The sequence below is a fragment of the Paenibacillus thiaminolyticus genome (assembly GCF_007066085.1).
Classification (GTDB): domain Bacteria; phylum Bacillota; class Bacilli; order Paenibacillales; family Paenibacillaceae; genus Paenibacillus_B; species Paenibacillus_B thiaminolyticus.
In genome coordinates this window covers 5,080,010-5,103,586 of record NZ_CP041405.1, presented here as the reverse complement: position 1 = coordinate 5,103,586, position 23,577 = coordinate 5,080,010, and the positions used below count along the sequence as shown (strand labels likewise).

The 23,577-nt window shown below is 57.8% G+C and carries 18 protein-coding genes; 1 reads left to right on the top strand and 17 read right to left on the bottom strand.

All coding sequences use genetic code 11. The features are described from left to right. Positions 1-257: 257 nt before the first annotated feature. The 15 genes from FLT43_RS22555 to FLT43_RS22485 form a co-directional block, all read right to left on the bottom strand. On the bottom strand, positions 258-959 hold the full coding sequence (locus FLT43_RS22555) for an AroM family protein (protein ID WP_087440682.1): 702 nt from the start codon (positions 957-959) through the stop codon (positions 258-260). Positions 960-1,032: 73 nt separating this feature from the next. Continuing rightward, a complete protein-coding gene (locus FLT43_RS22550) occupies positions 1,033-1,971 on the bottom strand; it encodes a DUF1177 domain-containing protein (protein WP_087440681.1) in 939 nt (312 codons plus the stop codon). A gap of 90 nt (positions 1,972-2,061) precedes the next feature. Further along, a complete protein-coding gene (locus tag FLT43_RS22545; RefSeq protein ID WP_087440680.1) occupies positions 2,062-3,024 on the bottom strand; it encodes an ABC transporter ATP-binding protein in 963 nt (320 codons plus the stop codon). Further along, entirely contained in the window at positions 3,021-4,001 is a 981-nt protein-coding gene (locus FLT43_RS22540) for an ABC transporter ATP-binding protein (RefSeq protein ID WP_087440679.1), read from the bottom strand. The genes FLT43_RS22545 and FLT43_RS22540 overlap by 4 nt, the downstream gene beginning before the upstream one ends. A gap of 1 nt (position 4,002) precedes the next feature. Next, complete coding sequence (locus FLT43_RS22535; RefSeq protein WP_087440678.1) at positions 4,003-5,262, bottom strand: M20 family metallopeptidase; 1,260 nt, start codon at positions 5,260-5,262, stop codon at positions 4,003-4,005. Positions 5,263-5,310: 48 nt separating this feature from the next. Beyond that, entirely contained in the window at positions 5,311-6,906 is a 1,596-nt protein-coding gene (locus FLT43_RS22530) for an ABC transporter substrate-binding protein (RefSeq protein ID WP_087440734.1), read from the bottom strand. Between the two features lie 41 nt (positions 6,907-6,947). Further along, a complete protein-coding gene (locus FLT43_RS22525) occupies positions 6,948-7,868 on the bottom strand; it encodes an ABC transporter permease (protein WP_087440677.1) in 921 nt (306 codons plus the stop codon). Between the two features lie 41 nt (positions 7,869-7,909). Continuing rightward, a complete protein-coding gene (locus FLT43_RS22520) occupies positions 7,910-8,920 on the bottom strand; it encodes an ABC transporter permease (RefSeq protein WP_087440676.1) in 1,011 nt (336 codons plus the stop codon). 74 nt (positions 8,921-8,994) lie between these two features. Then, positions 8,995-9,756 carry an IclR family transcriptional regulator gene (locus tag FLT43_RS22515; RefSeq protein ID WP_087440675.1) on the bottom strand — a complete coding sequence of 254 codons (762 nt, stop codon included), beginning with the start codon at positions 9,754-9,756 and terminating at the stop codon, positions 8,995-8,997. 1,169 nt (positions 9,757-10,925) lie between these two features. Continuing rightward, on the bottom strand, positions 10,926-12,107 hold the full coding sequence (locus tag FLT43_RS22510; RefSeq protein WP_087440674.1) for a serine hydrolase domain-containing protein: 1,182 nt from the start codon (positions 12,105-12,107) through the stop codon (positions 10,926-10,928). A 69-nt stretch (positions 12,108-12,176) separates the two neighbouring features. Continuing rightward, a complete protein-coding gene (locus FLT43_RS22505) occupies positions 12,177-13,364 on the bottom strand; it encodes an anhydro-N-acetylmuramic acid kinase (protein WP_087440673.1) in 1,188 nt (395 codons plus the stop codon). 430 nt (positions 13,365-13,794) lie between these two features. After that, positions 13,795-14,091, bottom strand: a complete 297-nt coding sequence (locus FLT43_RS22500) for a Fur family transcriptional regulator (protein ID WP_087440672.1) — start codon at positions 14,089-14,091, stop codon at positions 13,795-13,797. A gap of 76 nt (positions 14,092-14,167) precedes the next feature. Further along, positions 14,168-15,640 (bottom strand): catalase, encoded by a 1,473-nt coding sequence (locus FLT43_RS22495; protein WP_087440671.1) that lies wholly within the window; start codon positions 15,638-15,640, stop codon positions 14,168-14,170. 195 nt (positions 15,641-15,835) lie between these two features. Continuing rightward, positions 15,836-17,872, bottom strand: a complete 2,037-nt coding sequence (locus tag FLT43_RS22490; protein ID WP_087440670.1) for a copper resistance protein CopC — start codon at positions 17,870-17,872, stop codon at positions 15,836-15,838. Between the two features lie 91 nt (positions 17,873-17,963). Continuing rightward, the gene (locus tag FLT43_RS22485) at positions 17,964-19,025 is read right to left on the bottom strand and encodes a DUF4198 domain-containing protein (protein ID WP_087440669.1); all 1,062 of its coding nucleotides are present in this window, start codon (positions 19,023-19,025) and stop codon (positions 17,964-17,966) included. 144 nt (positions 19,026-19,169) lie between these two features. On the opposite strand from FLT43_RS22485, the gene FLT43_RS22480 reads away from it, so the two are divergent. Next, positions 19,170-19,445 (top strand): hypothetical protein, encoded by a 276-nt coding sequence (locus FLT43_RS22480; RefSeq protein WP_087440668.1) that lies wholly within the window; start codon positions 19,170-19,172, stop codon positions 19,443-19,445. 348 nt (positions 19,446-19,793) lie between these two features. Here FLT43_RS22480 and FLT43_RS22475 read toward each other — a convergent pair whose 3' ends face one another. Together FLT43_RS22475 and FLT43_RS22470 are read right to left on the bottom strand one after the other, a co-directional pair. Next, positions 19,794-21,623: an ABC transporter ATP-binding protein gene (locus FLT43_RS22475; RefSeq protein ID WP_087440667.1), complete on the bottom strand. Its 1,830-nt coding sequence runs from the start codon at positions 21,621-21,623 to the stop codon at positions 19,794-19,796. Then, positions 21,616-23,361, bottom strand: a complete 1,746-nt coding sequence (locus FLT43_RS22470) for an ABC transporter ATP-binding protein (RefSeq protein ID WP_087440666.1) — start codon at positions 23,359-23,361, stop codon at positions 21,616-21,618. The genes FLT43_RS22475 and FLT43_RS22470 overlap by 8 nt, the downstream gene beginning before the upstream one ends. Positions 23,362-23,577: the final 216 nt, after the last annotated feature.

The window sequence follows — 23,577 nt, the reverse complement described above, 5'->3', positions numbered from 1 at the left end:
GGACGCCTTGCAGCCTATACTTAGAAGTATGGTTCTCGCGCATTGAACTCCTCTTGCTGAACCGATGGGATAGTGAAGCTAAGGGCGGGAGAAGGTGCATTTTCTTCAAAATAAAACAGCCTTAGTGCAGGTTGAGGCAGGCTCAAACTTAAAAACCGCCCGCTGCTTGCATCCCCAAGCAACAGGCGGTTATCATCGTTAATTCCCGTCGTTCTAGCTATTCTCTAATCGTCTAACTATTCTAATCGTTCTAACCTTTACCCACACAGTTCTGTTGTCAGCTTGAACAGCAAGCTGCTCGACAGCAGCGCGAAGCATCCGCTCGCCTCGCGGGCGATCTGCTGATGCTCTAACGTGTATCCCATACAATCGAGCACGATGATTCCGGCGCCCGCAGCTCTCAGCTCCTGTGCGGCGGCCGCAAGCTGCTCGCGCGTCGCCGTGTAGGGAGAAGCGGCGGCCGTCGTAATCGAGGCGCCGAACGCGCCCCATTTCTGGCGCATCTCCTCCGCTTGCTCCGCCAGCGGAATGATCAGGCCAATCTGCGTCCCGCCGGCCAGCTTCGCAATCGCGGGCGTCAGTATCCGCTCCGGTTCAATCAACAACGCCCGTTCAGCGGCAAGATGGCGGAAGGCGCCGGTACAGAGCAGAATGATGACTTGGCAGCCCAGCCGTTCGCACTCGTCAATCAAGCGCTGCATTGCTGTTTCCGTTTTGGCCGCGGACAAGACAACGGCTTGACCATCAGCCAACCGTGTCGTCAGGACGAATTCGTCCAGCTGCGGGCCAAGCTCGCGCTCGATCTCCGCCACCGTCATGCCGTCGAGGACGCCAAGCTGGATGACATCCGAGCAGGGCGCCAGCCAGCGTTCAATCAAGGGCTGCACATCCGTTCGCGGCGCTTGTCCTATCGTAATGAGACCTATTTTGACACGTTGCCGGGTATCGCTTCGTTCCATGCGGCTGCCTCCTTTCTCTCTTGCGGCGGGCGGAGCCTAAAGCAAAACGATGAATTCTACGCAAGGTCTGAGATTATACTGTTTTCCCCAACGTCTGCAGGGCATTCATCGGCCCATACAGGTTGAGCATATGCTCGAACTCCTCCTTATTATAGAAGGAACAGACTTCATTCGTGAATTCCTTGGCGACTTCCACCGCGTAGCGCGCGGCGAGCGCGATATCGACTTCATGACTTGCTCCCGTCCCGCAGCCGGGCACGGTCGATTGCGCGGTAATCGCGACGCCGACGACCGGCGCGGCCGTCGTCACGCAAGGCTGCAGGATGCTGTTAATATGATACAGCCCGTTGCCGTACGGCGTAATGTCCTGCGTCGTCACCGGGAATGTGACCGGAAGCTGTCCGGTCGTCATCTCCATGACGCGAAGCAGATCGTCGCTGACGCGCAGGATGTAGCCTTCCTTCACTGTCGGGGAAATGGCGATTCCTTTATGATTGATGACACGGTTGCCCTTTGTCGTGTCGATGGACAAGACCGCTTCCATCTCGTCCAGCACCTCGTATTCGTTCATCGTCGCAATATCAACGGGCGAATCCATGAAATCGACCGGCTCATGCGGCAAGGTAGGCGCGTCCGGGCAGATGTGGGTCGTAATGTATACATCCCCTTTTAACCGGTCGCCCTTCTCGCTCATGTCGGCCAGCTTCAATGCGGCAGACAGCGCCGCAATCGCGCCGTCGCCATCGGAGACGAGCCCGATGCGCTGCGGCCGGGCGCCCAAGCCGCCCAGCCGGCCGACGATGCCGAAGCTCGGCGCTTGTCCGCCCCCGTGCTTGCCTTCCGTCCCCGGGATAAAAATGCGGATGAAATCCGTAAATCCCTTCTCACCATGAACCCGCTGCACGCTTACGTCAGCCAGCGGATAAGGCTGGAACAGCTCCTTCACCGCCTCGCCGGATGTAAATGCATTGTCTACCGCTTCATAGATTCGCAACGTTTGCAGTAAAGCCATGATTCTCTCTCCCTTTCCGCTCGATCTCATAGTTGTCGATATCATAGTTACATTGCAACGAAACCGATCCGCCTCTCTGCCCGGCCTGCCTTAGATATGATGGCAAGCCACCCAATGCCCTTCATCCGCCTCCTGCCATTCCGGCTGGACGGTGCGGCAGCGCTCCGACGCAATCGGGCAGCGAAGATGGAAGGCGCAGCCTTGCGGCGGATTTTTGGCGCTCGGCACTTCGCCGGACAAGACGATGCGCTCCTTCTTGGCCTTCGGGTTCGGCACAGGCACCGCCGACATGAGCGCCTTCGTATAAGGATGGAGCGGATTCGCATACAGCTTCCGCTTCGGCGCCAGCTCGACCATTTTGCCAAGATACATGACGCCGACCCGTGTGCACAGGAACTTCACGACCGATAAATCATGAGAAATGAACATATAGGTCAGCTTCTCTTGCTCCTGCAAATCCTGCATCAGGTTGAGCACCTGTGACTGAATCGATACGTCCAGCGCCGAGACCGGCTCGTCGCAGACGATGAACTTCGGGTTGAGCGCCAGGGCGCGGGCAATGCCGACACGCTGCCGCTGGCCGCCCGAAAATTCATGCGGAAAACGGTTCGCTTGAAATGCGGACAGTCCTACCCGCTCCATCAGTTCCTGCACCCGCTGCTTCCGCTCCGGGGACCGCATCGACAGATGCGTCTGCAGCGGCTCCTCCAGGATGCGCTGAACGGTCCAGCGCGGGTCCAGCGACGCGTACGGATCCTGGAAGATCATGCTCATCTCGGGGCGAAGCTGGCGCAGTTCCTTCGGAGAGAGCGCCATAAGATTGCGTCCTTGGAACAAGACCTCTCCTTCCGTCGGTTCAATCAAGCGCAAGACGGAGCGGCCTGTCGTCGACTTGCCGCAGCCGGATTCGCCGACGATGCCGAATGTCTCTCCTTCATAAATATCGAAGTTCAAGCCATCCACCGATTTCACGGATCCGACCTGCTTATTCAGCAGCCCTTTGCGAATCGGATAATGCTTCTTCAGATTGCGCACTTGCAGCAAAGCCGTCATCGCGCCACCCCCTTCTCGACGAGCAGACAGCGGCAGCGATGGCCGCCGCCCAAGTCTGTCAGCGCGGGCTGCGCCTGATCGCACGCTTCCGTCCGGTATTTGCAGCGCGGGGCGAAGCGGCAGCCCGGCGGCATCTGCAGCGGACTCGGCACCGCGCCGGGGATCGACTCCAGCCGCTCCTGTTCCCCAGCGAGCTGCGGCAGCGAAGCCAGCAGCCCCTGCGTATACGGATGCTGCGGCGATTCGAACAGCGTGTCCACATCCGCCTCCTCCACGACCTGCCCCGCGTACATGACGACGACGCGGTGGCACATCTCGGCGACGACCCCGAGGTCGTGGGTTATGAGCAGGATGGACGTCTTCTCTTCCTCCTGCAGCTGCCGCATCAAATCCAAAATTTGCGCTTGAATGGTCACGTCAAGCGCCGTCGTCGGCTCATCCGCGATCAACACCTCCGGATTGCAGGACATCGCCATCGCGATCATGACCCGCTGGCGCATCCCGCCCGAGAGCTGGTGCGGATATTCCTGCGCCACCGACTCGGGATGCGGGATGCCGACCTTGTGCAGCATGTCGACGGCATGCCGCATCGCTTCCTTGCGCTTCAGCTTCTTATGAAGCTGAATGGCCTCAGCCAGTTGATCGCCGATTCGGAACACCGGATTGAGCGATGTCATCGGCTCCTGGAAGATCATGGCGATCCGGTTGCCGCGAATGGATCTCATTTGCCTTTCCGGGACTTGCAGCAGGTCGTTCCCGTGGAACTGAATGCGTCCCCCCTTCACCCGGCCTATTTTCTTCGGGAGAAGTCCCATGATGGACAAGGAGGTGACGCTTTTGCCGCAGCCCGATTCGCCGACAACGCCGAGCGTCTCGCCTTGGTGCACGTGGAAGCTTACGCCATCCACCGCCTTGAATACGCCCCCGTTAGTTACAAATTCCGTTTCCAGCTGTTCGACTGCCAGCACCGGTTCCATATTACTCACCACCCAGGTAGCTGAGCGCCGTCAGCGTGTACACCTTGGCCGCGTCCACCACGTCCTGTACCGGCGCCTTCTCATTGAAGCCGTGAATGGTGGACAACTCGGCCGGACCGTATTGCAGCACCGGAATGCCGGCGCGGCGGAAATGCCGCGCATCGCTGGAAGCCCATTGCAGGACGCCGTAGCCTTCTTCCTGCTTCACATCGCAAATATGCTGCACGAGCTCCTCCACGATCGGATCCGTCGGCGGCGTCCAGTTGGCCAGCCCCTGGAACCCTTCCGGATGAAGCTCCGTCTCGATGCCGATGTCGGACAGCAGCCGCTTCGCCTCGGCTAGCACCTGGGCCGGCTCGACGCCGAACGGCAGGCGGGTATCGACACTCACCGTGCAGCGGTCTGGCACGACGTTCGTCTTCGTTCCGCCTTCGATCAGGCCGACATTGACCGACACGCGATCGATGATGGCGGAGAAATCGGCATTTTCTTTTTCCGCGATATAACGCTTCGTCACTTCGATAATATCCTTCACTTCCTCTGGCAGCTCGACTGGATAATGATGCAGCTGCTGCAGCGCCTGAACGGCTGCGGCCGCCTTCATAATCGCATTGTCGCCGAGGAGGGGAGACAGGCTGCCGTGGCCCGGCGTGCCTGTCACCGTGAAGTTGAACCAGCAGCTTCCCTTCTGCCCGATCGTCGGATGCAGCGGATGCGACGGCTCGGCGATAACCGCCGCCGTGCCATGGATCAGCTTCCGCTCGAACACCCACGGCACGCCGAGATGCCCGCCGGTCTCCTCATCCGGCACGATGAGCAGCGATACTCTGCCTTTGAGCGGAACCTGCAGCTCCTTCAGCAGCTTCACGCTGAAGATAAGTCCGGCCAAGCCGCACTTCATGTCGCTGGCCCCGCGTCCGAGTACATAGCCGTCCCGCACTTCGCCGGAGAATGGATCGAAATCCCAGCGGGAGCGGTCGCCTGCCGGCACGACATCGGTATGGCCGCAATAGATCAAATGGCGTTCCGATGCCGATTCATCGCCGATCGTCGCAATCAGATTGAGCATGTTGCCGCCGGCGTCATACACCTTCGTCTCGATGCCGACCTCGGCCAAGTAGTCGATAATGAATTGGCTGATGTCCCGCGAGTCTCCAGGCGGATTCTCCGTTGGGAATTGAATCAGCTTGGAGCATAAGCCCAGCAATTCGTCCTGGCGCTGTTCCACTTCATCTATCCAGCGTTGCTTCCATTCGTTCACCGTAATCCCCTCCTGTATCCATATCCGTTGCGATCGTTATCTCTTTTCTTATTTGGAAAGCGGGTAGAAACGCAAGCATTCATCCGGGAAGAAAATATACCCCTTCACTTCGTTGTTGAACGCCACGAGACGGTTGTACTCGTACATGTACACATAAGGCATGTCCGCATTGATCAAGCCCTGAATTTCTTCATACATAGCATTGCGCTTCGTCATATCCGTCTCGACGGCCGCTTGCTTCAGCAGTTCATTGACCTTCGCATTATCGTAATGAACGTAGTTGGACGAGCTCTCGCTATCTACTAGGAATCCGAGATGATATTCCGGATCGTTGACGAACGAGGTCCATTTCGACATGAAGGACTGCACGTTGCCGGTGCGAAGCTGTTCCAGGAACTGCGCGCGCGCCAGCTTGTTGATGTTCATCGTGACGCCGATCTTTTTCAGCTCCGCTTGAATGACCGTAGCGGCGTCTTCCCAGTCTTTGAAGCCGGATCCGAGCGTGAAGTCGAAGGAGAAGCCATTCTCGTAGCCCGCTTCCTTTAGCAGTTCCTTCGCTTTATCCAGGTTATATTCATACTCGTAGCCATTATCGGAAAAGCCCGGCGTATTGCTTGCCACGATGCTCTTCATTTGCTTGGCTTGTCCGTACATGACATCCTTCAGAAGCGCATCATGCGGAATCGCGTAGGCGATCGCCTGGCGCACCTTCGGATTGTCGAACGGCTTCATGTTATTGTTCAGACCCATATACAAAATGCGGTTGCTCGCATCAGAGCGCACAGTGAGTGCGGTGTTCTGCTTCAGCGTATCGACATCCTTCGGCGGAATCTCCATGGCCAGGTCGATATCGCCTTTGTCCAGCATCATCGTACGGGAGGAAGCTTCCTTCATGAACTTCATGACGACTTTGTCCAGCTTGGCGCGCTCCTGCCAGTAATCGTCGTTCGCCGCAAATACCGCCTCGGAGGAAGGATCCCATTTCTCCAGCTTGAATGGCCCGGATCCTGCCGTCTTGGTCTTCAAAAATTCACTCGCATCCCCTTCGATCGCTTTCGGGTCGATGACGGAGAAGGAGTACATCGCCAAGATTTGCAGGAACATATGGTTCGGGCGCTCCAGCTTCACTTCCACCGTATGGTCGTCCACTTTGCGGTACGACTCGATGGAGGCTTGCTGATACAGGAATCCGCCCGAGTTCGAGTTTTTGATATGATCGAGCGAGAACACGACCGCATCCGCATCGAGCGGATTGCCGCTATGGAACTTCACATCCTGGCGCAGCTTGAACGTATACGTCTTCTGGTCATCGGACACGTCCCACGACTCGGCCAGCATCGGCTTGATTTCTTCCGTGGCCGCGATATCCGCGCCATCTACGTTTTTGACGCCGTACGTGACCAGTTGATCATATGTGGACAGCACCAGCGTATCCGACGTCAGATCGTTCGCTTCCGCCGGATCGAGCGTCTGCCCGCCTTCGGAATAGGCGACGGTCAGCGTTTTGCTTCCGGTAGCGTTCGTTTGCTCGCCTGTACCGGCGGCACTGTCTCCCCCGGACTGGTTCGCCTTCGGCGCGCAGCCCGCAACCAGAGCCAAAATGAGTGTCAATACAAGGGCCATCGTCAAGTTGCTTCGTTTCATCATTGTTTCCTCCCCCTGAATATTCGTCTGAAAAATATCGCTTATTTCCGGCTTGTGCGCAGCCGCGGATCAAGTACGTCGCGCAGTCCGTCGCCAAGCAGATTGAAGCCAAGAATGGTTGTTGCGATGGCAAGTCCCGGGAACGTGACCAGCCACCATTCGCCGGTAATAATGTACTCGCGGCCTTCGGATATCATGGCCCCCCATTCCGCCAACGGCGGACGCACGCCGAGACCGAGGAAGCTCAAGCTCGCCGCCGTCAAGATGGCGAAGCCCATCCCGAGCGTGATGCGGACGAGCAGCGGCGCCAGCGCATTCGGGAAGATATGGCGGACAAGAATGGTGCCGTCCTTGACCCCGATGGAACGGCTCGCCTCCACGAATTCGCGTTCCTTCAAATAGATGGTCTGACTGTACATAAGACGGGCGAACTCCGGAATACCGACGATGCCGACGGCCATCATCGCGCTGACGAGGCCAGGGCCCATGGCGGCCGCGATCGCCATCGCCAGAATGAGCGAAGGGAACGCCAGAAAAATATCCATGACGCGCATGATCACATTCCCGATCCAGCCGCCGTAATAAGCGGCGATGCCGCCGAGCGGAACGCCGATGAAGAAGGAAATTCCGACGGCGATAAGCCCGGTCCAGATCGAGATGCGCGCAGCGTAGACGACGCGGCTGAAAATATCCCGGCCGAACTGGTCGGTCCCGAACCAATGCTCCCCGCTCGGGCCTTGCAGCTTCGCATCCAACTGCGTGGCATCCGGCGCATAGGGCGCGACCAGAGGCGCGGCGATGGCCAGGAGCGTCCACAGCACGATCAGGAAGAGACCGAGCGCGGCAAGCTTGTTGCGAAGGAATAGCTTGCTCCACTGCCGCAGCCCATGCCAGAACTCCTGCAGCATGGACGTGTCGCTCGCCGCCGCGATTGCAGCGGACGATGAGGTTGATGCTTTCATCACGGTTGCACCTCCTAAGATGTCATGACATGAGAGATTGATTATTCATAGCGGATGCGCGGATCGATGAAGCCATATATCAGATCGACCAGCAAATTGATGCAGCTGTATACGACGGCGCTAAGCAGCGTGAATGCCTGAATCGGAGCGTAATCCGTCGCGAGAATTGACTCCGTGACATAGCTTCCGACGCCAGGCCAGGCGAAGATTGTCTCAGTGATGACCGCGCCCCCAAGCAGGTAGCCGATCTGGAGACCGACCATCGTAATCGTCGGGATCGAAGCATTGGCCAGGGCATGCTTGTACACGACGGAGCGTTCGTTAAGGCCTTTGGCGCGGGCCGTCCGGATATAATCCTGGCCGATGACTTCCAGCATGCTGGAACGCATCATGCGGGCGATGATGGCCATCGTGCCGGCGCTAAGACAAATGGCCGGAAGAATCAGATGAGATAAGGATTGCTTAAAGGCCACCCAATCCGCCGTAAGCAAGCTGTCCACCAGATATAATCCGGTAATCGAAGTGGGCGGGAGGATATCTCCGCCGATTCGGCCCATAGGAGCAGGCGCAATGCCGAGCTTGGAATAGAAAAACAGGATGAGCAGCAGTCCCAGCCAGAAGACCGGCATGCAGGCGCCGATAAGTGAAAAAACGCGGGAGATGTGATCCACAATCGATTCTTTTTTCGTGGCGGCCACGATGCCTACCGGAATAGCCACCAATAACGCAATCAACAGACTGGCGAAGCCAAGCTCAATCGTGGCCGGCAGACGGACGGCGAAATCCTCTACCACCGTATGTCCCGTGTGCCACGCAATCCCCAAATCCCCTTGCGCCAGCTGCTTGATATAAGCGCCGAACTGAACGTACAACGGCTCGTTCAGCCCGAGCTGAGCGCGAATGTTCTCCACCACATGCTGCGGCGCTTGCTCTCCGGCAATCATCAGAGCAGGGTCGCCCGGCAGCACTCTGGACAGAATGAACGTGATGAGCACGATGCCGAGCAAGCTTGGAATGAGGTATAACAGACGTCGAGTAATGAATTGTAGCAAAGCAAGCCCTCCCCCTTTAAAGCGGTATCTCATTATCTAAATAAAGTGCAGCTGTGTAAAAATGTGAACCCTGGTTACCACATATGCGATATAATATTGCAGCTTTGACGTATTAAAGGGACTTGGTCCAGCAAAATGCGCAAGTACGACCCGCATCTGTCATCGTCTATCCGGTATCTTGGTCCGGCAATCGTAATGGAGCCAAGAATGCGGCGATGACTGTCCAGCATCGGAACGGAGATACCGACGACATCTTCCGTATATTCACCGACAGAAATGCACCAGCCCTCCTCCTTGATTTGCGCCAATTGGGCCCGCAAGCGGAGCGAGTCCGTTATCGTTCGGGAAGTGACGGCCGTCAAGCCTTCCTGAATAATCTCCTCCTGAAGATCTTCGGATACGTAAGCCATCATGACCTTCTGCGAAGCTCCGGCATACAGCGGCGAACGGTCGCCGACCGGAATCAGATATTGAATATCCTTCGAGCTGAGGACGATAGAGACGCAGACGCCTTCCTTCCCTTCCAGCATATTCAGGTACACCGATTCCCCGGTCGAATTCGCAATCTCCTTCAATATCGGCTGGAAATATTGCTGAATGTTAAGCTGATCGGTGACAACCTTGCCATACTCCAGCAGCTTCAAGCCGAGATGATATTTCTGCGTGTCTCTGTTCTGAATGAGAAAGCCGTGCTGTTCAAACGTACTTACGATGCGATGCACGACCGAGTGGTGCATTCCCAGCTTCTTCGCTAAATCACGTACCCCCCATATCGGATGATCCGATGTAAAGCAATCGAGCAATTCAAGCGATTTGGCCAGCGTCTTGAGCGACACTTCCTCACCTCTTCCCCTTTTTAATTCAGCAAGGCCTCTGTACCGATAATCGAACCACTGTTTCTATAAATAATTTTTCATCATTATAAACGATGCCAACGAAAGATCAACAACTATTTTTTCTTGTTTTTAACATGAGGACATCACGGTTTTCTTGTCTCCTTGTAGTGGACTTATGTATATTATGGAAGCACATACCTTACACTTGATGTAATGCCTGTGAGGATGCCCCAGCCCCTTGCCCAGGGGCCAGTCTAGGGGGCGACTGCCTCTTTCCGTTCAGGGGCGCTATCCCTTCGAATCAGTAACTTGCCCGGTACATGTGGTGTTTTCTTCCTTAGCGACACTATCCCATAGATTCAGAATCGGCCCGGGCTTATCAGCTTGCCGTTCCTTTTAGCCAGTCTCCCACTGACTCAGGGGCGCGACGGCATGGAATGCCCACTTTCCGCTCAGGGACGCGCCAAGGGGGGACCCTTAGTTCCCATCACATTGTTGCCATTACGACGGCTTGATTCAACTGCTTGCTCCATCTGCTTGTTCCATCTGCTTGTTCCATCTGCTTAGTCCATCCGTGCAGTCATATATGTAGTCCATCTGCGTAGTGCGTCAGCGTAGTCCGTCGGCTTTCACCGTCTACTTACTGCGTGTCCTTGCTCCATCGTTTGCTCCTTCTGCTTTCCCCAGGTGGCTGCGCTTCTCCTTACCTCAACTGCTTCCCCGCCTGATTGCTTCATCGCTCGCTCCGCCTCCTACCGCTTGCCGTGCCTGACTGTTCTTTCGCTTCTGAGCCAATGGGAGAATGGATCAAAGAGCTGATAGATACACTCGTGCCTGATTCGACAGACCACGCTGCCATTTGTCGCGTACGCCAATTCAAGGCTGTATTCCCCGCTGCGGCATTTTCCCTCTTACAATCTGCTGAACTGCCACATTCTGTTGAACCCACACACACTTCCATTGAATTCCCACAATTCTGTTGAATTTCCACAAGCCACACTCCACGCACAGGGAAGCGGCCGAAATAGCTTACGATTTCCGCTATGCAGAAGCCAAGCCGCTCGATCATTTCGGCAGAGCTGTCGGCCAGCAAAAAAATCCCTGGCCGGCATCCGGCGGGATGCGCTTGCCAAGGATTTGATGTACTGCCCAAGGTTTTGATATAGGAATTAGGTCTGTATGGCCGCTGCCGCTGCCTCGTGAAACTGTCGCCGCAGCGCCGCGATTGAGTTGCCCCGGCCGTAATGGACGCGGTTCGTCAGCAGAATCAAAATCAGATCCTGCGCCGGATCGATCCAGAGGCTCGTTCCGGTGAAGCCCGTATGACCGAAGCTGAATGGAGACAGCCTTTCCCCGGTCACATCGGCCGGGTCGCCGCGTAGCACCCATCCCAGCCCCCGGTGCGCTCCCGGAATGTCAAGGGTATGGCTTCGCAGCGCTTCTTTGACGGCCTCGCGCGACAAGAGCAGGGATTCCGGGAAGCCCTCTGGCCCGGTGCAGCTCAAGGAAGCGTCCACCGCGCCGTCTACGTAACTAACGGCGCCGCTAGCGCTGCCTGCCAAGGCCAGCCACATGCGGGCATACCGCAGCAGATCCGATGCGGTCGAGAAGAGGCCCGCATTGCCTGCCGCTCCGCCAAGTGCATGTGCATTTTCATCGTGCACGAAGCCCCAGCGGTACTCGCCCAGCCCCGCATCGTATTCGGTCGCTGCGATGCGCGGCTTCCATTCCGGCGGCGGGTTATACCGGCTCGCCGTCATCCCGAGCGGCTGCAGCACCTCGCTCCAGGCCGCTTCCTCCAACGGACGCCCGAACTGCTGCCGGATGATGTGCCCGAGGATAATATAACCGAGGCAGCTGTAGACACAGCGCGTCCCTGGCGGATAGTCCGGTTCCATCGCGCAGATCTCCTCATGGATCTGCTGCGGCGTCCAGCCATGCGAATACAGATCACGGTGTGCGGGCAAGCCCGAGGTATGGGCCAGCAATTGCCCAATCGTAATCTCCGTCTTCCCCGCGGCGCCAAATGCAGGGATATGCTGTGCCACCGGATCGGCAAGCCGCACTTGGCCCCGATCCGTCAAGATGAGCGTGAGCGCCAGCGTAACGACGACCTTCGTCAATGACGCGCAGTCATAGATCGTATCCACGCTGGCCGGAATGGAATGCTCCTCGCTCACGAACGCATGCCCGGCAGCATAAGCGGCCGCATCGCCGCGGCGTCCAATGAGTGCCACACCTCCGGGGATCACCCCCTGCTCTATCGCCTTATCCAGCGTGGACCAAGCAGCCTGCAATCCTTCCTCGCTCAGGCCAAGCTGTCCGGCAGCCGATAGATCCCATTTTTTCATGGCAAAAACCGCCTTCTTGTCGTATTGAATTCAAGCCCTGCGGAATGACATTCATACTCCACGGGAAGTTCACGGAAGAGCAAGCTTGCCCATGACGGTCGGACGCGACGCTCCGGTAACGGAAGGAAGCTGATTCGCGATCCCGTGCACAAATTCATTCGCCAGCACGGCGAAGGCAACCGCCTCCTTCGCATCGCCAGGCAAGCCAATCTCATCGGAGCGCTGTACCCGCTGTTCGGGCAGCTCTGCCGCCAACCATCGCATCATCGTCTCGTTGCGGGCCCCGCCTCCGCTGACGATGACTTCATGGATATCGTGCTCAGGGAATATAAAGTCGCGGTATGCACTGGCGATGGTCCGAACCGTCAGCATCGTGAAGGCAGCCACGATATCGGCAGGCGGCAAGCCCCGCGCTAGACCGTCCTGAATCAAAGCCATGGCATAGGATTCGCCGAACATTTCTCTGCCGGTCGTTTTCCGCGGCTTCTGGGCATAGTAAGGATGCTCCAACAGTTCAGACAGCCACGCTTCGCTCACCTGGCCTTGCGCGGCCCAGCCGCCATCGCGATCATAGGCCTGCGCTCCTTCCGACAGCCGGTAGACAGCCTGATCAATCAGCATATTGCCCGGACCGGTATCGAAGGCAAGCACCTGTTCCGCATCAGCCCCGGCCGGCACGACGGTGCAGTTCCCGATGCCGCCGATATTTTGAGCAATGCGGCCCATGCGCTCATGGCGGTGAAAGATATAATCCGCATACGGAGTAAGCGGTGCCCCTTGACCACCGACGGCCATATCAGCGGGGCGATAATCTCCGACCACGGGCCGTCCTGTCAGCTTCGCGATAACGGACAAATCTCCGATCTGAAGCGTGGACGGAACACTGTAGCGATCTTCGCTGTCCGCCTCCGGCTGGTGCCAGACCGTCTGCCCGTGGGAGCTGACCAGATCGATGTCTTCCATCGGGATCCCGGCAGCTGCTGCCGCTTCCCGGGCAGCCTCCGCGAACCGCTGACCAAGATAAGCATTCATCATGCAGAGGTCGGCAGTATGGGAATGCTCTTTTCCGCATAATCGCTTCATTCTGTCGCGCAGTTCAGCATCATATTCGATACCATGAAACGCCAGCAGCTCGACCTCCGTTCCGGGACCGCTTCCTTGCACCCGGACAACGGCAGCATCGATTCCGTCCAGCGACGTGCCTGACATCAGACCAATGATGGTCCGGTAAGGACGGTCCGGCATTACAATCCGCATCGTTGTCTCCCCTCCCATTCGAAAATCAAAGCAGCACAATGCAATCGACACTTATAGTAACCATATAAAGTAAAAGTGGAGTTCAGCACATTCGTTGTTGTACAGGGGGCTTACCGTTCTTGCGGGGTGATATGGGAAAAGTGGATGAATAAAGAATTGCCAAGCAAGTTAGTTAAATTATACGTTATTGAAATATTTTTTTAAATATAATTTCATTTTATTAATATTTTATTTCAGTCTACTTTATAAAATCTCTTGGCTCTCGCCAAACTGCGTCATGGTGGTTCACAGCATCGGATCGAGGCAGAGCATGATGGTGATCACGCCCGGTTGCAAGCAGAGGAGGAAAAGCCCTCTGCAGCAGTTCTGCAAAGGGCTTCCTATCGCATCAGGTTCAAGGAACCATGAGATGAACAAAGTGAACGGCCGCTTACGCGCCGCGGCATATGGGGCAGGCATGCTTGTAACGCTTGGAGAGCTGATCGTTTTGAAGCTCGTGAACAAGTCCTTTTTTGACGAAAAACTTCAGACTGCAGTAGACGGTAGAGAGGGAAACCCGCTGCCCGCCCGACTTCAACGCCAGAAATACATCCATTGCGGTCAAAGGGGATGCCGCTTGGCGGATGCAAGCATAGACGGCTTCTCTTTGCTGCGTCATATGCATTTTTTTATCCTTGCCCTGCCGAATAACCGAAGCTTCCATATTGTTATCATTCACTTGCCCCATTCCCTTCCACACAGAATTTGAAAAGAAGTTCTGCCTCTACGATTTGTCACGATAAACGCTATACACGCGATGAATGCTATGAACGCGATCCATGCTGCAAATATTCGCTTATTTCCACGCCGAGTCCGGCCGCAAGCTTCGCTCCATATTCCGCATCGGCCCGGAAGAAGTTGCACAGCGCCCGCATTTGAACTTCGGGGCGTACCTGCTTCAGATCGTTCACCAGGTTGTGCACGAGCCGGTCTTGTTCTTCCGGCGACATCTCACGATATTTCTCTCCGGCCTGGCCAAAATTATTCGTCTTGTCTATCGAGCGGCGCAGCGTCGTTCCTTCTATAACCGATTCACTCTCGGCATAGGCCTCGCCCGCTTCAACATATGCCCCGGCATGGCTGTTCGGCTCGTAGTTGACCGGGGACGTATCCTGCTTCACCGTCATGTAACCGTCCCGTTGATGATTCCTTACCCGCGCGAACGGACAGTTCACCGGAATCTGCAAGTAATTCGGCCCGAGCCGATGCCGCTGCGTATCCGGATAAGAGAATAGACGGCCTTGGAGCAATTTGTCCTCGGATGGCTCAATCCCGGGTACGAGCGCGCTAGGGGAGAATGCCGCCTGCTCCACCTGGGCGAAATAATTGTCCGGGTTCTGATTCAGCGTCATCCGTCCTGCCTTCATCATCGGGAATATCGCTTCGGGCCATACCTTCGTCGGATCAAGCGGGTCGAATTCGAAATCGTCCAACCGCGACGGCTCGAGCATTTGAACACACAGCTCCCACTCCGGGCAGCGGCCCTCTTCAATCGCCTGATGCAGATCACGCGTCGCATGACTGAAATCTTTGGCTTGAATCCGCTCGGCTTCCTCCACGCTCAATCCGCGCACGCCCTGCAGCGACTTCCACGTATATTTGACGTACAGGACATCGCCCTTTTCATTGACCCATTTGAACGCGTGGACGCTGAAGCCGTCCATCTCGCGGTAGTTGGCGGGTATGCCGAGGTCCGAGAAGAGCCAAGTCATCATATTCGTGGATTCCGGAGAGAGTGACATGAAGTCCCAGTAATGATCGGGCGTCTGCACATTCCTATGCGGGGCCGGCTTGAGCGAGTGGACCATGTCCGGGAATTTGATGGCGTCACGGATGAAAAAAATCGGAAGATGATTCCCAACCAAATCGTAGTTTCCTTCCGTCGTATAAAATTTGACGGCGAATCCGCGCGGATCCCGGACGGTCTCCGGGGAGGTCCCGCCATGAATCACGGTCGAGAACCGGACAAATACGGGAGTCTCGGCTTCGGGATCTTGCAGAAAAGCCGCCCGCGTGTACTTCGCCATGCTCCGGTAAGGCTTGAACACGCCGAACGCGCCTGCTCCGCGCGCATGCACGACCCGCTCCGGAATGCGTTCCCGATCGAAGTGAGCGAGCTTCTCGATAAGATGGTAATCTTCCAGCAGCACGGGACCGCGTGCACCGGCGGTTTTGGATTGCTGATTATTGGCAACGGGCGCACCCTGATTGGTCGTCATGTAATTAGATTCCTTCATCAAATCCCCTCCGTTAGTCCTGTAAACTCTAATTACTATTAAGTGATAATAATTATCATTTTCATCAACTAATGTATCATATCCAACGGAGCTATTCAATAATAATTCTAAATTAATATCTATTATATTCTGAAAATGAATAAAAGAACACCCTTTTGACGATGAAAGTTCATTTCAAGGTCAAAAGGGTGTCATTTATCCCAAGTGCGGCGGCATTCCGGTAGACAACATCCCGGCTACGATAAAAATAGCCGCTCCGCAAGCCGCCTCGAGACGGACACCGCGCAGAAAGACCCGGACCCGTTCCGGGTCGTTTTCCTGCTTCACGAAGGCAGGCAGCCACAAGAAGCGGTGGAAGGCGGCAATCACGATCACGCCTGCATAGAGCGCGCTCTTGACGAGAAGCGTCTGTCCGTACGCAGATGTATAGAGCGCCTCCCAACTGCCGACATGCATAACCGCCAGCACCAAGCCGGTCACCACCGTAATGACCGTCAACGGCAGGGCGGCGGCCGAGAAGCGCGACCATAGGCGGCCGGCTTCTGCGAAGGCATCCGCATCGGGCTTCCGGCACAAGCTCCGGGTGACGAGCAGCAGCCCGGCGAGGCCGCCGAACCAGATGCCTGCCGCAGCAAAATGCAGCGCATGCGAGACGACCGCGGCCGCCGTCTGCAGCGGGGAACCCGAGACGGCATGGCCAGTCAGCGGGAAGGTCAGCGCCAGGCCGAGCAGCAGCAGGCCCCGCAGGACGGCCATCGGCCGATGATGCGCCCGCTGCCCCGTCAGCAGCGTCCCGTATAGTCCAGCAGCCAGTACGATGCGTAATCCGTCCGCCAGGCCGACGCGCGTCGATATGGCCAATGTCCACGCCGTGGAGGCCATAGAGCTGGCTCCGGAGCCGGCGGGTGTCAGCTGCGCGGCAAGCAGCAGCATATGCGCCGCATAGGTCAGCGCATAGAGGAATGCGGCCGCAAGCGCAATAGCCTGCGCCGCCTTTTGCGTCCGTGCGGCCATGTCCGCCAGCCGCGGTCCTCCCCTTCCGAGCGCATCATGATGGTACAGGAGCGCAAATAAGGCGGCTGTCGTCAATATATTGACAATCCGGATCACGGTATTCCACCGATCGGTCATGCCTGTACCGTGCGCCGAATGACCGGATGCATGTTCATGATGAATATGCGCGTGATCGGCGGAGGCCCCGGGCGTAGCCCCATCCGCTGAACGGCCGTCCTGGCTGACGGGTGCAGCGGCTTCTTCTTCGTTCGGCGCGATCCCCTGATCACGTTCCGCTCCGGATGGATCGAACGGCTTCGGGGGAGCCGCTTCCTCTTCCCGGCTTCCGCTCTCTTGACCGGGCGATAGTGCAGCTTCGGCTGCTGGTGCCTCGACGGACGGAGCTTGCTGCCCCTTGGCCGGATCCGCTCCGCCAGGATCCTCGGCCGGCGATACGGCGGCGTCCCCGGGAACGCCGCTTCCGGAGCCGGACGAAGCGGGCTTAGCGGGCGCCGCCTTCGGCTCCTTCGCCTGATCGGCACCCGGCTGACGCGGGCCCGGCCTGCTCGTGCCGGATGCTCCCGCGTCCGCTTCGCCGCCGGCAGGCTTCTCCGGGGTTGGCTTCTCGGCGGCAGGCTTACCTGCGGCTGGCTTTTCCGTGGCTGGCTTCGGCCGCTCTGCCGGTCCCGCCGATGGCTTCGGCCCGTCCCGGTCCGGCGGCCCCCCCGCCGGATCGGCGGGCTTCACGGGAGCGGTCTTCCCGCCCTCTCCCTGGGAGCCGCTGTCCGGCTTGGCCTGTGACTCATCGTCATCATCCAGCGTCTTGGTCGGCGCAGGCCCGCTCTTGTCCAGTGTCGTCCCGACGGCGAACCGGTACGAGCCCTCGGTGACATGCGTATCCACCGACAGCACCTGCCACTTCACCTTATAGACGCCGTTCTTCAGCTCGGGAAGAGACTTGACCAGCGTGTCATCGCCTTCCCCGCTCACGGCGCCGCCAATCTCGCGTCCATCCTCGTCCCACAGCGTCAGCGAGCTCAGCTTCGCATCAATGCCCTCGGTGAACGTGATGCGTATCTCCGATGGCGCCGTGTCCAGCTGCGCATCCGCCAGCGGCTTGGATGATGCCAGGTTCGCATGCGCGGATGCGGTCAGCGGATGAAGCAGAAGGGAGAACAGCAAGACGGCTATCCCCAGCAAATAGACGGATTTTCGCGAAGTTCCCAGCAATTTTCTCATTAACGTTCCTCCTGACTTTACATGTACTTCTATTCCCTGAACAGCAGACAGGCCGCCAGCTCATGCAGCGGCCCGCCTAGGGGAAGAGGTTTTATTTCGTCAGGTACAAATAGACGGCGGCGCGGGTCGCTCCGACCGCCGGCAAGAATTCCAGCACGGTCCCCGCCTCGGAAGCGGCGTCCCGCAGCGAGATCGCAGATGCGGCGCTCTTATGGCCAAGAGCCTCGTTCGCCCAGGCCGCATCCGCCATCAGCGTGCCGTTCGCGAAGGAGAACGAGGCATCCGGTTGAGCCTTGCCGTTCAGGAACACCTGCGGCTTCGCTTCGGCGGGGGTGCCGGACAGCTCGAAGGTGCCGTTCTGAACGATGAAGGTCATCGTCGCTTCATAGCTGACGGTATCATACTCGCCCTCGCGCTTCTCATTGGTGGCCGGCTTGGCGCGCAGCAAATAATAGTCTGCTCCGCCCAGCTTGAACTTCGCAACGCCCTTGGCATCCGTCTTCACGGTCACCGCCTCCGAATCGCTGCGGCGAATAAGCGATACTTCGGTGTCGGCCAGCGGCTTGCCTTTCAGCAGCAATTGGACTTCTGCAGAAGTATTGGCTTGCGCCGCCGCCGGATTGAACAACGGCACCAGCTCGGCGCGGTCCGGGCTCACTTGACGCTGGAAGCCGGTTAGCATCGAGGCCCGCTTCATCCTCGGGATGTCCATGACGGCGACGAACGATTTGGCGCTGCGCAAGGTGCGGCTCGCCGTATCGGCTCCCTTGAAGATGCTGTCTCCCTCGACCGAGACAATATAGGCTCCAGGCTGGGAAGAGGAGAACGAGGACACAAAATAGTTGTTGAGCGCCGGCTCCGTCTCTGTCGCTGCTTCGCCCGTATAGAAGCGCGTATCGGTAATGTCGATCTTTTTGCCCGCCGGATTCATGACGTATACTTTCGAGGAATCGGTGCTCCACTGGCCGGCGATGCGATAACTGCGGTGCTCATTGGAATGATTGCCGAGCATCATGTCAACATAGGCGACCTCGCCCGCGCCAATCACGGGACTGTTCGTCTGCGACCATCCGTCATGCGCGAACGCCGGGACGGCGAGCGTGACAGACAGCAGAGTGCCCAGCAGTACGCTGGCGGCTTTTTTCATGTTCATACATATCCCAACCTTTCTGTTACGAAAATGTGATCTAGATCACGTTCCCACAGTGTAACCGAGTTGCTTACGGCTGACATGACTCCACCTAGCTATAAAATGTAGCAATCACGTGAACATTCCTCGCCGATGGGAGTTGGAAGCTTGTCCTTGCCGATTGGCGGAAGCATAGGCTTGTTCTTGCCGATCTGTGGAGGCGAGAAGCTTGTCTTCCTCGTCGCCCGCTTCGGCCAAAACTGCAATTCTGCAGCTTTTTTCTTGACCTCAAATCAGGAAAAAGGAAATCCTGCAAATCCGCAGCAATTTCCTCCGTTTGGGCCGGGTTGGAAGGGATTTGGGGGCGAAATGATGCTGTTTTGCAGGAATTTTGCCCGATTCTCCCCTCTGAAGGGTAAAATGCTGCACCCATGCAGGAATTGATTGATCCGTCCGCCCGGAATATAAAAAAACCCGCATGGATGCCGTCCATGCGGGTTCGCAAAGGCTTCGATTCAACTTCGACCAGATTCGGTGGAGGCGGGGACAATAGGGGGGACGCTGATACGAGCGAGGCCGCTCCGGAGGGAATTGGCCTCCATGCGGGGCATAGCCTCGCACACTGCCTCACGGCCAAACCTCCACGCTAAGTGCTGCCTTCCGGCCAGGGCGCACCCTCCACGCTAAGCGCTGCATTCACGCCGGGGCGTACCCTCCATGCTAGCGCCGCCTTCCGGCCGGGGCGCACCCCTCATGCGGTGCGTTCCCCGCCCTGGCGGAGAAGCCGGCGCGCTACATCGACGCCTGCAGCTCCGCGGCGCCGGTGCGGGAATGGCGCACCAGTTCGGCGTAGCTGCCGCCCTGCTTCATCAGCGCCTCGTGATCGCCCTCCTCGATGACGCGGCCGCCGCTCATGACGATGATGCGGTCGGCATGTTGAATCGTGGAGAGGCGATGCGCGATGACGATCGTCGTCCGGCCCTTCGAGACGACATTCAAGGCCTGCTGGATGAGGCGCTCGGTATGCGAGTCCAGATGGGCCGTCGCCTCGTCGAGAATGAGAATGCGCGGCTCGAACACGAGAATCCGGGCGAAGGAGATCAGCTGGCGTTCGCCGGCGGACAACCCGCTGCCCCGCTCCGAGAGGCGCGTGTCATAGCCGTGCTTGAGCCGCTTGATCATGCTGTCCGAACCGACCGCCTGGCAGGCCCAGATCACTCGATCCCGCGGCACTTCCTCCTGGAACAGGCGGACATTGTCTACAATCGTGCCGGAATACAGATACGGGTCCTGCTGGACCAGGCCGACGATCCGGTGCAGCGTTTCCTGCTTCATCCGGCGAATATCGACGCCGTCGATCTCGACGCTGCCCTGACGGGCATCATAGAACCGGGCCAGCAGGCTGACGAGCGAGCTTTTGCCCGCGCCGGTCGTGCCGACAATGCCGATGAATTCCCCGGGAGCGATATGCAGATCGAGATTATGCAGCACATCGCGCTTGTCGACATAAGCGAAGCGGATATGGTTGAAGTCCACCTGACCGAGAACCTCCTGCGGCTTCACCGCGACCGTCTGCCCGGGTTCCGGGTCGGTCACCTGCGGCTCGACGCGGAAAATGCGCCATAGGCGGTCCATCGATACCGTCGTCGACTGCAGCGTGTTCCATTGCTGGGTAATCTGGTTGATGGGCTGGAAAAATTGGCGAATATAATTGATAAAGGCGTATAACACCCCGAATTCCAGCGATGTATCCAGCACGGCCATGCCGCCCAGCCAGACGACGAAGGCAACGGACAGGTTGCCCAGCATATCGAACGAGCGGTTGAACAAAATGCTCGTGCGCACTTCACGCAAATTTTCGCGCAAATAGCTGCGGTTGCGGCGGGTGAACTGGTCGGTCTGATCCTTTTCCTGATGGAATGCTTGAATCAAGCTCATGCCCGCCAAGTTCTCCGCCAGGAAAGCGATAAGCCGCGACAGCTCTCCCCGCACCCGTTGGTACGCCGAACGCAGCAGCGAACGGAAAGCGGCCGCGATAGCGAAGATGACCGGGAACAGCAGCAGGCAGTACAGCGCAAGCTGCGCATCCAGAGAGAACATGAAGGCGACGACCAGCAAAAGCGACAAGCCGTCGCGCACCAAGCTCAAGAGCACTTGCGTGAAAAATTGATTGATTGTCTCCGTATCGCTGGAGACATTCGTCACGAGACTGCCGATCGGGTGGCGGTCGAAGAAGGACATCGACTGCTTCGAAATATGGCGGAACAGATCTTTGCGAAGCTGGCCGACGATGCTTTGCCCTACTTTTTGGAGCAGATTCGCCTGCACGTAGGAGAAGACCAGGCTGACCGCCGCCAGCAGGAAGTAGCACCCCCCGAGCAGCAGCAGCGTATCTGCCCCGTGCGCACCCGTCAGCATATTCTCGTCGATCGCCACCTTGACCAGATAGGGCTGCAGCAGATCCGCGCCGATGGCGAAGAATGTGCAGACGAACACCGCGAGGAAGGTGAGCCGGTACGGCTTGGCGTAGGCCAGCATCGCGGCGAAGGAGCGCATGCGATCCTCGCGCGAGATGTCCTGCGCGGCAGCCGGCTTCGTGCTTGCTGCTTCACGTTCACGCATCGAGCATCCCCTCCTCTTGAATCGCATAGAGCGAAGCATAGTATCCGCCTTGGCGGAGCAGCCCGGCATGCGTGCCGCGCTCCACAATCCGCCCCTCATCGAGAACGATGATCTCGTCCGCATGGCGCACCGCGCTGATGCGGTGAGCGATGATGAGCGTCGTCAAGCCCTTGCGGGCGCGGCGCAGATTCGCCAAGATGGTGGATTCGGTGACGACGTCCACGGCGCTGACGCTGTCGTCCAGAATAAGGATCGGCGCGTTCTTGATAAGCCCGCGGGCCAGACTGGTGCGCTGGCGCTGGCCGCCGGACAAGGTGAGTCCGCGTTCGCCCAGCTTCGTGCCGAATTGGTCGGGGAAGTCTTCGATATTGCGGTAAATGTCCGCCAGCTTCGCCGCTTCCCGAACTGGCCCGTCATCGATCTCGCGGTTATAAAAAGCGATATTGTCGCGAATTGTCGTACTGAACAAAAAACCATCCTGCGGCACGTAGGCAATCTGCGTGCGCAGGCTCTCCAGCGTCAGATGCCGGATATCGCAGCCGCCGATAAAGATGCTTCCCTCCGGCGGATCGTATACCCGCAGCAGCAGCTTCACGAGCGTCGTCTTGCCGCTCCCCGTCTTCCCGACGATGCCGAGCGTCTTGCCCGGAGCGACGCGGATGCTGATATCCTCCAGCGAGGGGGTACCGCTTTCCGGATAAGTAAAGGACAGATGGCGCAGTTCCAGCTCCGCCTCCCCCGGACGCAGCGCAACCGCCTCTTCCGCCTCCCGGATATCCGGCTCCTCTTCCATCAGACGGTTCAGCCGGTCCAGCGACGCGCGGGAGCGCAGGATCGTATTGATCACGTTGCCAATCTGCTGCAGCGGCGTCATGATCATGCGCAGGTAAAGCGTCAATGTAACGAAGCTCCCGAGCGACAGCTCCCCGCGGATGGACATCATCCCTCCGTATGTGATCGCTAACGCCAGCGACAGCGCGCCGGCGAAGGGGATGAGCGCCTGGAACAGCGACGTCATCCGCACGAGACGAAGCTGATTGTCGCGGATATGGTCGACCGTCTCGTCGAAGCGGGATTGGGCGATATGCTCCACCGCAAAGGTTTTCGTTACTTTGATGCCGCCGAACTGTTCTTCCGCCGATTCGGTCATCCCGGCAAGCGCATCCTGCACGGCGCGGGAGCGCATGCGAATACGGGGGCCGAAGTAGACGACGAACAGCGGAATGGAGAGCAGCGGCAGGACGCAGATGAAGACCAGATGCAGCGGAATATGGCTCAGCATCATCATCACGAGGACGGACACGAGCAGAATCGTGGCATTCGTCATCTGGTTGACGCCGTTGGCAATCGATTCCCGGACGGCCCTCACATCATTCATGAAGTAACTGAGCAGCTTGCCGACCCCGTTTTTGGAATAATAATGCTCGCTCAACCGGGTGAATTGCCCGAACAGCCGCTGCCGTGTAGTGAACTCGAACAATCGGCCAAGACGGTGATTCATGTACTGTCCCAAGCCGAACAGCACACCATACCCAATGCCAATCGCCGCAAGCCAGAGGCTGTAGTGAATGACCGCAGCCCGCGTCAACCCGTTCTGCTGCAATTCGTCCGTGAACTGGCCGAGCAGAGTGGGGTAGAATGCATTGATAACGTTGGCGGCCGCCATGAACAGCACCGCCGTCACATAAAAGAGCCAGTGAGCCCGAACATGACCGAATAACAATGACTTTCCATTCATCTTCTCTCTCACATCCCGTACCGTTATCGAGTCCGGCGCCGTCAGAGATCATGATCGAATCCGCAGTCCTTGAAGGCGGGCGGAACGGATCCATCCCTGTCTCTCATCGGCATGCTCGCCTCCTTTCAGGACCAATATGTCAACATATAGATAATAAAACAATTGCAATAACGGTTCAATCTATTTGTTTACGAATTGTTCACTTGATTTTTGCCC